Annotated in this window: 15 protein-coding genes; 11 read left to right on the top strand and 4 right to left on the bottom strand. The window is 55.9% G+C overall.

Going from position 1 to position 15,309, the window contains the following annotated elements:
* Window positions 1-451: 451 nt before the first annotated feature.
* The 9 genes from M4NBBH2_RS00680 (at window position 452) to M4NBBH2_RS00640 (ending at window position 10,129) form a co-directional block, all read left to right on the top strand.
* Window positions 452-883, top strand: a complete 432-nt coding sequence (locus M4NBBH2_RS00680) for a helix-turn-helix transcriptional regulator (protein WP_116269306.1) — start codon at window positions 452-454, stop codon at window positions 881-883.
* A gap of 493 nt (window positions 884-1,376) precedes the next feature.
* Complete coding sequence (locus M4NBBH2_RS00675) at window positions 1,377-1,631, top strand: hypothetical protein (protein WP_116269305.1); 255 nt, start codon at window positions 1,377-1,379, stop codon at window positions 1,629-1,631.
* A 23-nt stretch (window positions 1,632-1,654) separates the two neighbouring features.
* Complete coding sequence (locus M4NBBH2_RS00670; RefSeq protein ID WP_116269304.1) at window positions 1,655-2,170, top strand: hypothetical protein; 516 nt, start codon at window positions 1,655-1,657, stop codon at window positions 2,168-2,170.
* A 361-nt stretch (window positions 2,171-2,531) separates the two neighbouring features.
* Complete coding sequence (locus tag M4NBBH2_RS11685; RefSeq protein ID WP_125064637.1) at window positions 2,532-2,741, top strand: helix-turn-helix transcriptional regulator; 210 nt, start codon at window positions 2,532-2,534, stop codon at window positions 2,739-2,741.
* A 4-nt stretch (window positions 2,742-2,745) separates the two neighbouring features.
* Window positions 2,746-3,765: a primase/helicase family protein gene (locus M4NBBH2_RS00660; RefSeq protein WP_125064636.1), complete on the top strand. Its 1,020-nt coding sequence runs from the start codon at window positions 2,746-2,748 to the stop codon at window positions 3,763-3,765.
* A gap of 4 nt (window positions 3,766-3,769) precedes the next feature.
* Window positions 3,770-5,734, top strand: coding sequence for a DUF927 domain-containing protein (locus tag M4NBBH2_RS00655; protein ID WP_116269301.1), 1,965 nt, complete (start codon window positions 3,770-3,772; stop codon window positions 5,732-5,734).
* Entirely contained in the window at window positions 5,727-5,957 is a 231-nt protein-coding gene (locus M4NBBH2_RS00650; protein WP_116269300.1) for a hypothetical protein, read from the top strand. Before M4NBBH2_RS00655 ends, M4NBBH2_RS00650 begins: the two co-directional genes overlap by 8 nt.
* A 697-nt stretch (window positions 5,958-6,654) precedes the next feature.
* Window positions 6,655-8,334 carry an ABC transporter ATP-binding protein gene (locus tag M4NBBH2_RS00645; protein WP_170135089.1) on the top strand — a complete coding sequence of 560 codons (1,680 nt, stop codon included), beginning with the start codon at window positions 6,655-6,657 and terminating at the stop codon, window positions 8,332-8,334.
* Between the two features lies 1 nt (window position 8,335).
* The gene (locus M4NBBH2_RS00640; protein WP_160117847.1) at window positions 8,336-10,129 is read left to right on the top strand and encodes an ABC transporter ATP-binding protein; all 1,794 of its coding nucleotides are present in this window, start codon (window positions 8,336-8,338) and stop codon (window positions 10,127-10,129) included.
* Window positions 10,130-10,139: 10 nt separating this feature from the next.
* On the opposite strand, the gene M4NBBH2_RS00635 is transcribed toward M4NBBH2_RS00640, so the two are convergent.
* A complete protein-coding gene (locus tag M4NBBH2_RS00635) occupies window positions 10,140-10,526 on the bottom strand; it encodes an RnfH family protein (RefSeq protein WP_170135088.1) in 387 nt (128 codons plus the stop codon).
* A gap of 38 nt (window positions 10,527-10,564) precedes the next feature.
* Here M4NBBH2_RS00635 and smpB point away from each other — a divergent pair, with 38 nt between their 5' ends.
* Window positions 10,565-11,029, top strand: a complete 465-nt coding sequence (gene smpB, locus M4NBBH2_RS00630) for an SsrA-binding protein SmpB (protein WP_174703607.1) — start codon at window positions 10,565-10,567, stop codon at window positions 11,027-11,029.
* Between the two features lie 81 nt (window positions 11,030-11,110).
* On the opposite strand, the gene M4NBBH2_RS00625 is transcribed toward smpB, so the two are convergent.
* Window positions 11,111-12,313, bottom strand: coding sequence for a hypothetical protein (locus M4NBBH2_RS00625; protein ID WP_116269296.1), 1,203 nt, complete (start codon window positions 12,311-12,313; stop codon window positions 11,111-11,113).
* Window positions 12,314-12,474: 161 nt separating this feature from the next.
* On the opposite strand from M4NBBH2_RS00625, the gene dinB reads away from it, so the two are divergent.
* Window positions 12,475-13,545, top strand: coding sequence for a DNA polymerase IV (gene dinB, locus M4NBBH2_RS00620; protein WP_116269295.1), 1,071 nt, complete (start codon window positions 12,475-12,477; stop codon window positions 13,543-13,545).
* A gap of 3 nt (window positions 13,546-13,548) precedes the next feature.
* On the opposite strand, the gene M4NBBH2_RS00615 is transcribed toward dinB, so the two are convergent.
* Together M4NBBH2_RS00615 and M4NBBH2_RS00610 are read right to left on the bottom strand one after the other, a co-directional pair.
* A complete protein-coding gene (locus tag M4NBBH2_RS00615; protein WP_116269294.1) occupies window positions 13,549-14,472 on the bottom strand; it encodes an alpha/beta hydrolase in 924 nt (307 codons plus the stop codon).
* A gap of 26 nt (window positions 14,473-14,498) precedes the next feature.
* Complete coding sequence (locus M4NBBH2_RS00610; protein WP_116269293.1) at window positions 14,499-15,305, bottom strand: BPSS1780 family membrane protein; 807 nt, start codon at window positions 15,303-15,305, stop codon at window positions 14,499-14,501.
* Window positions 15,306-15,309: the final 4 nt, after the last annotated feature.

Here is a 15,309-nt window from a genome sequence, read left to right as displayed (position 1 = left end):
TTCATTGAGAAAGATTGGCAGCGAGAACCTGATAAAACCTGACATTGCTCGCGCGCGCGAGAACTTCTATCCGATGCCATAAAACGGAGAAAACCCCGCAGCGCCCAGAGTTAATTGAGCCATTGCGTGGGCTGCGGGTTATTGGAAGCACTGGAGCGCGGCTGTAACCTGAAACAGTTACGCACGGTATGAGCTGCTCCAGTGGCTGCGTTCTATGCGCTGCCCGGAAACGTCAACAGGGGTAGGGGGATCAGATTTTGAAATCGAAAGCCCTCGAGACCGCGCCCTTAGTCAATTTTTTGCGCACGAATTTCATTTTTTGGAAACCTTTTTTAACCATTCAAGCCAATATTGGTGGTCTTCCAGCTTGAAAAATGAGTGATCTCTCGCGCGCGCGTTAGCCCGTGAAGATGAGATAATATGTCCGGACATAACTATCGAGGTCTTGAATATGGAGAAACCGGCAGTTATCAAGGGGACGCTTCGAACAGCAAAAGGGACAAAACGGGTTGAGGTCCCGGCTAACTGGAATGCCGGACGCATTGCGCTTACCGTCTATCAGGTTGCCATTATCACAGGCATGGGGGTTTCGACCGTTTGGCGCCGCGTTAAGTTGGACCCAGAATTTTCGCGCCCTCGCGTGCTGTCGCCTCAGAGAACTGTGTGGTTCTCTGATGAAGTGGCTGAGTGGATGAATCGGGCGCCGGTGGATTTTGGCAAGGGGGAGGCTTTCCGCGATACGGTCTGGCGTTCCTTTACAAACCCTCGCTATAGGGAAGAGTTACTTGATTACTGCATCCGTACCGGCGTCATAAAACCGGAGCGAGTTGAGCATTTCCTAAATGACATTGAGCGATACCGCTTCGGTTCCAGTCCATCCTGAGTTGTTCTCCGTCATCAAGCCGACAGAGGTATGGTGCTGGCGTGCGTACTAGTAAAAACTTGGTGTTTTCTGAGGTTGCTCAGGGCGCCAGATTATCAGTTGTTTTAGGCGCTGATACCAGCCTGTTGCCTAGCCTTGTTACGCCAGCACTATAGCGCTGGATGTTTTATTTTTCAGAGTTCTATTTCTGTCTGTTTTAGGCTGTTCCCATTCCCCTCCCTTTTATTTGTCACTTGGGAGCCTAAAAGGGGCTGTAAAGGCTTAAGACAGCTAAGGCATAAGACAAAATTATATAAATCACTGATATATAATGAAAATAAATAAGAACTCAGTTCTAAGAAATTAAGACAATAATTAAGACATTTTAATACAACTGAACCCTTCGGAGCGGGAAGAAAAGAGCGCAGGATGATAACAGCGAGCGGACTTGCTACTATATGATGACGAATGATGTGAATTAACCACAATATATAAGCTCAGGAGAGTTGCGATCATGCAGTTGGTAGCGGGTTCCGAATTGGTTGAAGGTCCCAAATTGGAAGAAGGTTCCAAGTTATGGCTTGCCCTGAGAGCAAGAAGTGAATTTTCTATTGAAGAGTTTGCCCGGATCTTGGCAGGGTATCCGCCATATAAGGATCCATTCGCGGAAGCGAGAGAAGATTGGCGGGCTATTCGCGCATTTGAAGAGGCGATGAAAGAAGGTTTGACATGGGATACTGAGCCTGCCATAGAAGATATTCCGTTTTAAGTATCTGAGGAGCGGCTTTTAAAATGGCGATGAAAATCATAAGCCCAAAATTTTTTGGGGAACAGCTTTCGTTAGGTGCTTTCCGTGATGTGAGTAATGTCGATCTATTATCGCTGACAAGGATTCCCGTTCCCTTGTTAAAGAGGTTCTGCAATTGTAAGGGCATTCCTTTTCCACTGGATTCTAAGGAAGAGCGTGAGCAACGGGCAGGCGTTGCGGCTGACGAAGGCGTCGGCCAATCGGCTGAAACCGAAAAAGCGGGGAACGGATTAACGGGGGAAGAAATTCTGGGTGTAATGGAGCAGCATCCGGCGCTGGCAGATGTTGTTAATGCCGTAGCCGTGGCAGACACGATACCCTCAGACGAGCTTCACACAAAATCAGCGAAAGAAATTGTTGAGGCAAACCTTAAGCTGTCTGCTAAAAGGCACGGCTGGGGTTCCAGTCAGGGAGGGGAGCTTTCTGGTATCCAATTGAAGGTGCTTAATCGCATCATCTTCGGCGTAAATCTGGGCGGTCGCCCGAGAAAAACGGTTTGATGGGTTTAAATTCTTTTTAATACATTCAGTTATGATATCGCCGACTGAAACCCACTTTAGGGTTTTCTGGGCCGTAGAACGCTTCGATTACGAAAGCTGAGCTGACAAGAATCATTGGCTCAATAAGGCAGGGGATAAATGGAAAGCCCTTGCCGGTTTTTTTTGTCTTTATTGGCGCGGAGTTAGGAATCGAAAAGGGCGAAACCATGGGAAGAGTTTTCTTGAAACTCGCCCAAGGGTTTCTAACCCAGAAGTCTGTTTTTTTGGAAATTTAACTGCTTAAATCTGCTTCAGAAAAACGAGGAATGCGGCAAACCGCATCGGTGCGGAAACCGGCGCCTCATGTTACTGGAGTGAAAGCATGAAAGCAGAAAAAGAAATCGAAAAGACCACGCCCGAATATGCCCCCGTATCGTGGGTGTGTGAATTTCTGGGCGGATGTAGCCGGTCAACCGTTGACCGTCTCAGAAAGAACCCGGTAGTTGAGTTCCCGCGCCCCCTGAAGTTCGGCAAGGTTCCGCTTTTCAATATCGAGGAAGTTCGCCAGTGGGCGGCTACGCACAGGGAGTGAAGCCGTGAGGGAGAAGTTACCTGTGTACGCAACGGTAGAAGAGGCCTGCACGGCCTTGGGCGTAGAACCACGGCCGTTATCGAGGGCCGGGTTCATGGCCGCGAACCTGATTAACGACCGGCGCGGCCGTGGTGATGGTCGCATCAAGCTTTTCTCGGATGGCAAAGGTGGCTTGGTGACTAACTGGAAGACAGGGCTGACAGCGCTCTTTTTCTACGGCTACAAGGATAGGCACAACGGTCGGATTTCTCGTAAAGAGTGGGAGCGCTTGGAAGCCGAAAGAGAGGCTTGCAGGGTCAGGGAGGCGGGGGAAGAAGCTGAGCGGCAGGAGGCCGTTTCTGTTCTGGCGAATTCAATTCTGAGTGCGTCCTCGCCTTCGAATGCTCACCCCTATTTGAAGACCAAGAAGGTGTTGGGTTTGCCCGGCGCCCCCGCGCGAGAAATAAGCCGGACTGATGTACAGGCGCTCATCAACGCGGCGGATATTCCGCATGCAGATGGAGGACCTCAGCGCCTTGGGGGAGGAAGTCGGCTTTTGCTGGTGCCTGTTTCGGATGAGTTCGGAAAGGTCTGGGCGCTCCAGATGATTGATGAGCACGGGAGCAAGTTTTTCCTAAAAGGCGGGCGTTTCAAGGGTTGTGTGTGGCGCCCGGATGATGTTCCGGCGCATTCGGATGCAGTGACGCCGGTAGGGCTGGCGGAAGGCGTGGCAACGGCTATATCGGTTCGGGCCTTGTACGGCGTTCCCTGCTTGGCCGGAATGTGCGCCGGGTTCATGCCTGAGGCGGCCTTAGGCATCAGCAGAGCTTATCCAAGGGCCACTTTGTGGCTGTGTGGGGACAGGGACGCTAACGGAGTAGGGGAAATGGCCGCGCGGATGGCGACGAGCATAGTGCCGCGTTCAAAGCTATTTGTTTGTCCCGGCCCAGCAGGGCTTTCGAGAGATGAGCTGGCGGCGTTCAAGGCGTGGACGGGGCGCGGTAACCCGAAGGACTACAACGATTTTCTGATAGCTAGGAGCTGAATATATGGGAGAGAAAAAACTAGAAATTAAGGAGCCGGAAGGCGCCGTACCCAAATATGCGCGGGGGGCTTGCTACGAGTTTCCCAGCCGGTGTGACGGGCGTGACAAATTCAAGGTCGAGAAAGATGGCATCTATCGGGTGCGCAGTTGTTCGCAGAATGGCGGCGAAGGAGAGAGCAAAACCATCGTGTGCGCCCGGCTTGATGTAGTCGGGAAGTCCTGCGGCCGTGACGGTAAGGGTTGGGGGCGCGTTGTTGAGTTCAAGGATGATAACGGCAAGACTCACCGGATGCCAATTTCCATGGCTGAAGTTGGGGCGGGCGGCTCGAAACTTACCCAGCGCCTTCTAAGCGAGGGCTTGCCTTTCTGCGTACCTTCCAGCAGTGGGGGGATGGCGCCCGTGAACCAATTCCTGATGAGTTATCCGCTTGATGAGCTTCCGACTATTCGAACCGTGGATTGCGGCGGCTGGGCGGACGAAAACTTTTCTTGCTTTGTTCTGGGGGACGGGCTAACGGTCAAGGCGCGCAGGGCGGCAGACGCAGAGCTGGGGGCAGCGGCGGCCGCACCGGCGGTGACGGCAAAGGGAACCTTTGAAGAGTGGAAGCGGTTAAACAGTGAGATTGCTCCACACTCCAAGAGACTGAGCTTTGCAATTTGCGTAGCTCTGGCCGCCTCCGTCTTGCCTATTATCGGCGATTCGAGCCGGATTTTTCATTTTTTTGGAAAAACTTCGACCGGAAAGAGCACTGGCCTCAAGGCGGCATCGACCGTCTGGGGAGGCGCCAGCTGGGTGAACACATGGAATCTATCAGCCAATGCAGCCTCAGCTTTAGCTAAGAAGTACAACAACTTGCCGCTGATCCTTGATGAGCTAGGGCAGGCTAAGGATGCTGTCAGAGGAGTTTCCTACACTATCGGGAATGGTGTTGATCGTAGCCGTTCCGACCGGGAAGGGAACGCGAAAGAGTCCAAGGCGTGGAGCCTCTACGCATTGTCTTCAGGCGAGGGATCCTTGGAAGAGATTAAACGCACGGCAGGTAGAGGCGCGGATTCCGGAACCGCAACCGGTGAGCTGGTGCGTTTCATCAATATCCCAGCTCAGGCAGATCCCGAAGATCCTAGCAAGGGTATTTTTGAAACCTTTCCTAAAGGGCTGGCAACGGAAGGCCGCCGGAACTGGATTGATTCCCACTGCGGCAACTGTCCGGTGTATGGGACGGCGGGCGTGGCGTTCCTTCAGACGCTGATTGATGACATCCAGAATAGCGGTGTGGTGGCCTTCAAGGAAAACCTGAGGGCAGGCGTGGCGGCGTTCGAAAAGGGATACCCAGAAGCCTCTTCGTCTGCAACCATGGGGCGTGTGTTGCATGCGTTCGCAATTGTCGCGGTGGCTGGTGAGCTGGCTATCTCTTACGGCGTGTTGCCGTGGAACGAAGGGGATGCCGTGGACGCCGCTCGTGTTTGCTTCGAGGCGTGGGCGTCATCAGCAGAAACACCGGAAGCTCAGGAAGCGGCTTTTATAGAGTCGCTGAAGGAAGACCCGAAGAAGTCTGCAAAGAGTTATCAGATCTACTGGCCGGATGGGAAGATCTGTGATCTGGTCGCTAGCTATAGCCCTGCTTTCGGCCGCTTGATAGTGCAGGGTACGCCGGAAAGCTTGGAGGGGGTAATGGTAATCTACGATTCCCAGCAGTTTGATGATGTCATAGCAAGGGCAGGGCGCGGGCTTCCGAAAAGCAACGCCATTTCTGCGATAGAAAAGCGCGGCCTTTTCTACAGCACCGACAAGCACCACCAGATTTACTCAATCAGGAGGAAATCAGCTGCATTCTCCTTCGGGCTAACGGCAGAAACAAAATACCGGGTGATCGCCTTGATTGACAATCTTGAGCGTATTGACGAGATCATGGATGGAGCTGGGCTTCCTCTGAGGGCGAAGGCGAGGAAGGAGAATGACAATGATTGATCTGGCGAAAGTTGTAGACCGGCACCTTGCTCGGCGTCCCGTAGGTGAGAATGTCCGCCGCACAGAGTGGGCAGAAACCGATATAGAAGACTTGCTAGAGTTCTACCGCGAGCGCTTTGATGTTGCGGTTTATGACGGGGAGCTGGAGGAAGAGCTGGCAAACAGTGATGCCATGGAATCACTGAGGCGCCGGTTTAAGGTGCTTAAATTGATTCAGATCTGAGGCTCAGGAAGCGGCAACGACCAAGAGAAAACTTTTGGAAATTGCCGCTTTTTAGTTATTGCCTTGGCTGCCTTAGTGTTGTCTTGGAAAGCACAGCGCCACAAAAACTACATAAATAATTGATTTATATAAAAATATTGAATTTGTCTTACTGTCTCAGTTGTCTTAGCGTTTTTGAGATAGTAGAAAGGTGCTTGTGTTCGGATTCAGAGAAAAAACCGAACAAGGTGGAGGCTAGCAAAACATGAAAGTACCACACAAAGTACCACATAAAAATCTAAATTGTATAAAATCCCTTTGTTTAAAGTATTTGATGGCTCTCACCCCTTCCGCCAGACGCGCAGCCCTGCTTCTTCAATCTGAGGCAGGGTTTGTTTTTGTCTGGATAGGTTATTAAATAAATATCTATATAAAAAGTTTCCCTGAATTCCCGCGGGAAACCTAATGCGGAATCCCCGCCTGGAGGGGGTCTGCCGGGCAGAACGCCGGAAAGAAGCGGAGAATGGTTTCAAGAGCGGCGGAAAACAGCCCCGGGTTTTAAAAGAAGGGGCTTTTTCGCGGCAGATCCTTACAAACGTAAATAAGAATCGTTAACATAAGGACTTTTGTATTCCGGGCATTCCCCGGTCCCTTAACCGCGCGTATTCAGACCATGTGGCCGTATTTCAGAAAGTATCGGGTTTTTGCCTTCCTAGCCGTGCTCTTTATGGCGGCTGAAGTAGCGGCGGACCTTCTTCTGCCCTCTCTCATGCAGACCCTTGTCGATAAGGGGGTTCTCGGGCTGACGGATGGCGGGCAGGGGAGCGCCCGGGATATTCTGCTTCTCGGATTCACCATGATCGCCATTGTGGCGGGAGGCGCTGTCTGCGGGTCGCTGAACAGCGTATTCGTGAACCTCACGTCACAGAATATCGGGAACGATGTGAGAAAGAAGGTGTTCCGGCGGATTATGCGGTTTTCCTTTCCTCAGCTTGATTCCTTCGGGAGCGGCACCCTGATTACCCGCATGACAAACGATGTCTCGCAGGTTCAGTCGCTCGTTTCCCAGCTGATCCGGGGCGGCGTCCGCACCACGCTCATGATTGCGGGAAGCATCTACTTCATGCATCGCCTGAATCCGGAATTCGGGCTGATTGTTCTTGCGGCGGTTCCTGTGATGGCGTTCTGCGCCGCGGGTTGCGTCGCCTGGGTGAAACCGCTTTTTCCGAAGCTGCAGTCGAGGCTCGATCAGCTGAATGAAATCCTGCAGGAAGATATCTCCGGAATCCGCGTAATCAAGGCTTTCGGCCGCGAGCTTTACGAGCGGATCCGCTTCGGAAGGGCCAATAACCGCCTGATCCGGATGCAGCTGAAGATCCTGCTCGCGTTTTCGTTTCTCAGCCCGGCGATGAATCTCCTGATGAGTCTCGTGGTGGTGGCGCTCCTCTACCGGGGCTCCGTTCTGACGGGATCCGGCGCGGCGACACCGGGTGAAATCATGGCGGGTATCACGTACACCGGGCGGCTTCTTGTTTCCATTCTGATTCTCGTGATGCTTTCTCAGATGATTGCCCGGGGTTTTGCCTCTTGGCGGCGTCTTAGGGAAGTTCTGACCGTAACGCCAGGATTCCGCTACGGTGACGCGGCGACAGGCCCCGGTCCTCAGGGCGAAGTGGAATTCCGGGATGTCACCTTCGGGTACCCGAGACTCGCGTCTCCCATCTTTTCCGGTGTCTCGCTTCGGATTCGGAGCGGAGAAACCGTTGCCGTCATGGGGGCGACGGGATGCGGGAAAACCGCGTTTGCGGGGCTGATACCCCGTTTTTATGACCCGGATGCCGGAACCGTGCTGATTGACGGGCTGGATGTCAGATCTTATAGCCGCGAGGCGCTTCTCGGGAAAGTCTCCTTCGCGCTTCAGAAGAGTGAGCTCTTCAGCGCGACGGTGAGAGAAAACATCTCCTGGGGGAAGCCTGACGCGACGGACGAGGAAATCCGCGCGGCGGCCGCGGCCGCGCAGGCGGATGAATTTATCGCGAAGCTGCCGGAAGGCTACGATACGCTGCTGACTGAGGGCGGCACCAGTCTCTCCGGAGGCCAGAGGCAGAGGATCGCACTGGCGCGGGCGATTCTTAAGCCCGCTGAAATTCTCATTCTGGATGACGCGACAAGCGCTCTTGACACCAAAACCGAGGCCGCGTTTTTCAGCGCCCTGTCTAGGTTCGCCCCGGGTGTTACGAAGATCGTCGTTGCTCAGCGGATTTCCACGGCGCGGCGGGCGGACCGGATCATTGTGCTTGAGAAGGGGCGGATAGCCGGAGTCGGGACTCACGATGAACTCCTCCAAAACTGCGCCGCGTATCAGGAAATCGCGGCCTCTCAGTCGGGGAGGGCGTGAAATGGAAAAGAAGAATTCGGGCAGCTCACGCCGGGGTTCCTGGTTCGCTGAGCATGAGAAAGCGGAGCACGGCCGTGAATCCCTGATCCGGCTTTTGAAGTTCTTCGGTCACGAGAAGATGCTGCTCACCGTGATTCTCGCGGTGGTGCTGATGGGAACCGCCTGCGCGCTGATTATCCCGGCGCTTCAGAGTCACGCGGTTGACATCATCGCGGGGGAGAGGGAAGGGAGTCTCCTCCGGATTCTCGCGCTCTTTGCCGGGCTCTCCGTCTTCTACAGCGTGCTGCAGACCATGCAGGGGTGGTTCTGCGCGAAGCTGGGGCAGCGTCTCATCAAGCGTCTGAGGCGGGATCTCTTCAGTCAGACGATCACGCTGCCGATCGCCTTCATTGACCGCCACTCCCACGGCGACCTGATGAGCCGGATGACAAACGACATCGATAACATTTCGTCCACCGTCTCTATGTCGCTGCCGACCTTCATTTCCGGAATTCTCATGATTACCGGAACAGCGGCCGTGATGCTCTGGTTCTGCTGGCAGCTCGCGCTTCTCAGCTTTGTGAGCGTACTGCTGACGGTGCTCTCGACCAGTCTTCTCTCCAAACCGGTCCGCCGGAATTCAAGAAGCCGGCAGAAGGAGCTTGGAACCCTGAATGGCACCGTGGAAGAAACGGTAGCCGGTTTCCGTACGGTCTCGGCCTACGGGCGGGAGGCTTCCGTTATCCGGTCGTTTGAAGAGACGTCTGAACGTCTGACAAAGGCCGGGGTCCGGACCGAAACCCTGAGCGGAATCTTCGGACCGGTGATGAACGCGATCGGGAATATCAGCTTTGTCATCGTGGCGGCCTTCGGCGGATGGCTCGCGTTCAAGGGCGTCATCACCGTGGGCGTGATTGCCGCGTTTCTTATGTATGTGAGACAGTTCAGCCGCCCGGTGAATGAGCTCTCCATGGTGTATGGGCAGCTCCAGACCGCGGTGGCCGGGGCGGAGCGCGTTTTCTATATTCTTGATCAGAAGCCTGAGCCGAAGGACGGCGCGGAAGCGCCCGTTATTTCAGGTTCAGAAGTTGAGTTCCGGCATGTGAACTTCTCCTACGAGCCGGGGCACTCGGTGATACATGATCTCAGTCTCAGAGTGCCGGCTGGAAAGAAGGTCGCCCTTGTCGGCGCGACGGGAAGCGGCAAGACGACGCTCTCCAACCTCCTTCTCCGGTTCTATGAGCCGGACAGCGGTTCGATCCTGGTCGGAGGTCACGATATCCGCGGGTATTCGCGTCAGAGCCTGAGGCGGCGGATTGCCGTTGTGCTGCAGGATACCGTGCTTTTTTCAGATACGGTCCGCAATAACCTCTCCTACGGGAAACGTGACGCGACGGATGAGGAGCTGATGCGGGCAGCCGAGATGAGTCACTGTGATGATCTGATCCGGGCGCTTCCGGGCGGGCTCGATGCCAGAATCGGCCGAGGCGGCGTGACGCTCAGCGCGGGTGAGCGGCAGCTGCTCGCTATTGCCCGGGCATTTGTCGCGAATCCGGATATTCTGATTCTGGATGAGGCCACATCGAGCGTGGATACCCGGACTGAAAAATCGATTCAGCGTGCGATGCAGCGCGTGATGGAGCGCCGCACGAGTATTGTGATCGCGCACCGCCTTTCAACGATTGAGGACGCGGATCTTGTGGTAGTCATGGATTCGGGGCGAATCGCTGAGTCCGGAACGCATGAGGAGCTGCTGAAGCAGCGGGGCCGCTACGCTGAACTCTATGAGGCTCAGTTTGCCGGAAAGGAAATCTAGGGTCCCTGCTTCAGGCGAGCCGGTGCTTTCCGCCGTGACGGCCCTGGGCAAAAGCCGCCCGGTGTCCCGCTCGGGCCGCCCGGAGCCGTCGGGCGTCATTCGGGTCAATGGTGAGAGGGAGCGTGATTTCGACGCGGTCGCCGTCTGAAAGCGGGGCCGAAGGATCCGCACGGCGTCCCCAGAGCGACAGCGCGGCCTCTTCCGGCATCTGAAGCCCAAACTTCCGGGCCCCTTCCAGTGCGGCCTCCATCGCGGTTGATCCGGATGGAACCGTGATGCTGTACTCGCGGCCCGCACCATCTTTATCAATCCCGCAGACGCGGATCCGAATCAGCTCTTCCGTCATCAGTTCACCTCCGGACGTATCACGCCATACATTGCTAAAATGATCCGTCATTCTACGTGTTTTTTTACATATTCCTTCGGGTAAAAGCTGTGCCATCTGACAATCCACATATCGTCAACCGAAAAGCGCATTTCAACTATGCGATTGAAGAAAAGTTTGAATGCGGTCTGGTTCTGAAAGGCTGGGAAGTGAAGAGCGTCCGCGCGGGCCGTGTGCAGATCGGCGACAGCCACGTCTATGAGTATGGCGGCGAGCTGTGGCTGAGCAACGCCCACATGAACCCGACGGATGAAATCTCAACGCACGAGCGCGCGAATCCTACCCGTACACGCAAGGTGCTGATGCATCGCCGCGAAATCATGCGCCTGATCGGCCGCGTGGAGCGGCAGGGCTACTCGCTGATTCCGCTGGATCTTCATTTCAGCCGGGGCCGCGTGAAGATGACGCTCGCACTTGCAAAAGGCAAGCGTGAATTCGAGAAGCGCGCTGATGAATCGAAGAAGCAGTGGGAACGCGATCGTCAGCGTCTCATGAAGACCCGGACACGAGGCTGAGTCTGAATCGGGATAAAAAACGGGAGGCCGACATCAAGTCGCCTCCCGAAATTTTTGCCTGAAAATCGTTTTCCCGGACTCTCAGTTCAGTGTCGGCGGGACACCAGGTTCAGGAGCCACCTCAATCGGGCTGTTCTTTTCCCCCTCGACGAATTCGCGGAGGAATACGTTCCGGAGTTTTCCCTTCAGCAGCGCCGGAACCCGATCGTAGCGGAAGCGCTCCTCTTCCGGAACCCACTTCCAATAGTTCACCACGGGGCTGTTCATCCCTTCAGGTTTCATGATGGCGCGTGAAGGGCTTCCGCGGCGGCGGACCGACAGGTCTTCCGGGAAATGCGTGAAGAGATGCACGATCACCGGGAAGACCCGCTTCCAGGCATCTTTCAGATCCTCGTTCACGGAGGCCTTTTCCTTTTCGCTCATCGGAGGTTCGGTGGCTGGGTCCTGAGCCATGAATTCCGTGGAACTCTCGATGATGTATTCGAGTGACGCGTGCACGGTGAGCGGGATCGCGTAGTCATAGTATGAGTTCTTCGTTACAAAGCCGAGGTTAAGCGACATGCCGCCCGCGATGTTCTGCCCCCGGAAGATGAAGCAGCCGAGGCACCGCTCACCATGGAGCTCGAAATCAAGTCCTGAGAAGGAGAGCCAGAAAGCGAGTGTGTGAAGGTTATTGAGGAGCGCCTTGGGGATGAATCCCGTAAGCCCCTCTCCGTCCCGCACGATCTGACGGAAAACTTCCGGCGGGTACGCGATCACGTCCTTATAGACTTCCCAGCTGCCGGCAGCGAGCCGTGACTGAATGCTCGACACAACCTGCTCGAAATTTTCGCCGCTCACTGGATCCTGCCACTCTTCCTCTTCTCCTTCTTCCGGGAAACTGGTTTCCGGGTCGAAATCCTCCGCAGCTTCCTCATCCTGTCCTTCAAACCCACCCTCTTCCTGCACCTCCACGGTGCCGGTTTCGGGATGATCCTCGGGGTTTGAGGAGAGCGGCGGGAGCAGTCCGCGCAGCTGCGGAATCACGATTCCCTGCATGTAGAAGTCGCCCGGAATCAGTATGTCTTCAGGCCAGCTCGCTTTCGAGATGTGCTTCAGGCTCCTCTGCGAGCGGTACATCCCGGCAAGCTCATCATCGAACCCGGGGAAACTTCCCTGAAGCTGCCAGAGAAAGTGCTCAGGCGGCAGGATGTCAGCGATCCGTTCGCCATAAAGAGGAAAGTCGGCAGTTCCCTTCATTTCATCATCAATATGAAGTTTGGCCGATGGTTTTTCTGAAGACATGCGAGAATTATCCGGACTCCTGCCGGGAGACAGCTAGTGTGTGATGCGGCGAGCCCCTTGAAAAGGGCTGAAAAGACACCGCGTTGCAGCCCGGGGCAAGGTCACTCATGATACCTTAAAGGAGTCTGCTGAGCAGGACGGCAGTTGTATTCTTTTTCCATATGGCTTACAGAAGAATTCTCCACGTCGACATGGACGCGTTCTACGCGTCTGTCGAGCAGCGCGACCATCCGGAACTCCGGGGCCGTCCGATAGCGGTCGGCAGGGGAGAAGGGCGGGGAGTGGTTGCGACCGCGAGTTATGAAGCCAGGCGTTACGGTGTTCACTCGGCAATGCCGTCCTACCGCGCAAAAGAGCTGTGCCCGAATCTCATCTTCATCCACCCGAATATGCAGCGCTATAAGGAAGTGTCGGGCGCGATCCAGGCTATTTTCCGCCGCTACACGCCGCTGGTGCAGCCCATTTCGATCGATGAAGCGTTTCTGGATATCACGGAGAGCCCGATTCCGTTCGCGAGCGGCACAGAGGCTGCGCTCAGAATCAAGCGTGAAATCCGAGAGGAACTCTCGCTTGTTGCGTCGATCGGCGTTTCCTTTAATAAGTTCCTCGCGAAAATCGCGAGCGACTGGAAGAAGCCTGACGGACTCTTTGAGGTGAAGCCCGAAGATGCGCTGCGCTTTATTGACCAGCTTCCGATTGAGTCTTTCTGGGGAATCGGCCCCGCGACCGCGAAAAAAATGCATGGTCTTGGGATTTCAACCGGAGAGGAACTGCGGCGGCAGCCGCTCTCGGAACTGGTGCGGCTTTTCGGGTCCGCAGGGGAAATCTATTACAGCTTTGCGCGCGGAATTGATCCCCGGCCGGTGAACCCGAACCGTGACCGGAAGTCAGTCGGCGCTGAGACAACGCTTGAGTGGAACGCGGGAAGTGCGGAAGACGTGCTTCGGGAGCTGCTGCCGGTGGAAATGAGTCTCATGAGGCGGCTCGCCCGCAACCGATTCCTCGGGGACACGCTGACACTGAAACTGAAGTTCGCGGATTTCCGTCAGATTACCCGATCGAAAATGGCGGGGCACCCGATACAGGATCCCCGTGAGGTAAGGCGGCTTTCTGAAGAGCTGCTTTCGGATGTCACGATTCCCGCGTCGGGGGTTCGGCTCGTTGGGTTATCGGTGTCACGGAGCGAAGGCGTACGCGGCACGCCTTCGCAGCCGGAACTTTTTTCAGAGTGAAGCTTATGGGGTGCTGAGCCGCTGCTTCAGGAAGAACGCGGCGTCCTGAAGCGCTTCCTTCGCGGCGTGGCTCCCGATCTTTTCAAGGAACCCGTGCGCGGCGTCCTGGATACTGCACCAGATGACCGGGACGCGAGCGGCATCGAGCCTCTGCGCGAAAAGCCTTCCTTCGTCGTGACGGATATCGTGTTCCGCGGTGATGATCATTGTGGGGGGCAGCCCCGCGAGTGACCGGGAGGCCATTGGGGACACCCGGGGGTCGTCCCGTCTCACGCCTTTCAGCGCGTACGAGGCAAACCAGTCAGAAAGCGATTTTGTCACCGGCCCGCCCTCGGAAAAAATCCGGCGCGAAGCGAGTGACTCCGCTTCCCGCCGCTGATCAAGCGACGGATAGAAGAGAAGGAGGGCCGCCGGACGCTGAGGAGTGTCAGCGGAGGCAACCGCGGTTGAGGCGGCAAGAGACGCCCCGGCGCTGTCACCTGAAAGAGCGAGCTTTCCGGGATCGATGCCGTAATCAGACGCGTGAGACTGAATAAAGCGGAAGATCGCAAGCGCGTCATCCGCCGCGGCCGGCATCGGGGACTCGGGCCCCAGCCGGTAGTCAGCGGAGATTACAGTGAGCCCGGAGGCTGCCGCGAGACTCCGGACCGCAGCGTCATGCGTGTCAACAGAGCCGATTACCCAGCCGCCGCCATGAAAGAAAAGCACCGCGCCTCCCGGAACCGGGGCTTCCTTCGGACGGTAAAGCCGTCCACGGAAGGTACCGGTTTCTGCCGGGATCTCGATATCGCGGACCGTTTCCACCTCTGCCCGCCTGGGTGTCGCGGCGGCCAGCTTCTCGTATGCCGCCCGGGCTTCAGGCGGCGTCATGGATGTGAAGGACGCGGGGGAGGATTTCCTCCCCGTACCCTGGTTGACAGACGCCATGGATGATCTCCAGAAGATTGCCGGAATCAGACCCGCGTGGGCATCTCGTAGTCAGGCGCGGTGTCGCTGTGAGACACCTCACTGAAGACGGAGCGCCACATCGGGTAGTAGGTACCGTAAAAAATTGCCGTTCCGAGGAGTGTGACCGGGAGGAGAACAAAGATCGCGATGGATCCGGCTCCCATGACACCGAGCAGCACCGAGGCGCAGCCGATCATCACGGAGAAAGTGAAGAAGGCAAGGAAGAGCGCCGTGATCACGGCCGCGAGATTGGTAAGACAGCCGGTGAACGAATAAAAAAGCGCCTTTCCGATCGTCATATTCTTCAGATAGATGAGGAGCGGCGTGAACCACATTGCCATCATGCACGGAATGTAGAAAGCCGTGGAGGCGATGATGGCTCCGTACGGAATATGCTGAAGCGCGGAGCTCCAGACCACGCGGTCATCTTTCGTGATCTGCCACTGCGCGATTTCATCCGCGCCGAGGAACTGCCAGATCGCGGCTGCCGTGACGAGAACGATCGAATAAAGAATGCCGGCCCGGACGAGACGCAGGCGCGTATCCGGTTTGGCGAAGGATTCGGCGAGCGGCCGCGTGCTCGGAATTTTCCCCGCGAGCGTATCGCGGCCCGCCCCGGCAATCATGATGGTGCCGAACGGCCAGAAGAACCCCGCGAACACAATGCCTACGATCGGGATCAGGCCAAGAAGCCCCATGATGCCAGCGTAGGCGATGACAACAGCAGTGAAGGACAGGGGCTGCAGCCTGACAGTCTTCAGACTGTCGCGGAACCAGCCCGTGCCGAGTCGGATTTGTTCAAATAGTCTCATGGGC

This window comes from Mesosutterella multiformis (assembly GCF_003402575.1).
Lineage (GTDB): Bacteria > Pseudomonadota > Gammaproteobacteria > Burkholderiales > Burkholderiaceae_F > Mesosutterella > Mesosutterella multiformis.
The sequence above is the reverse complement of the archived record's forward strand: the minus strand, read 5'-3'. Positions and strand labels throughout refer to the sequence as shown.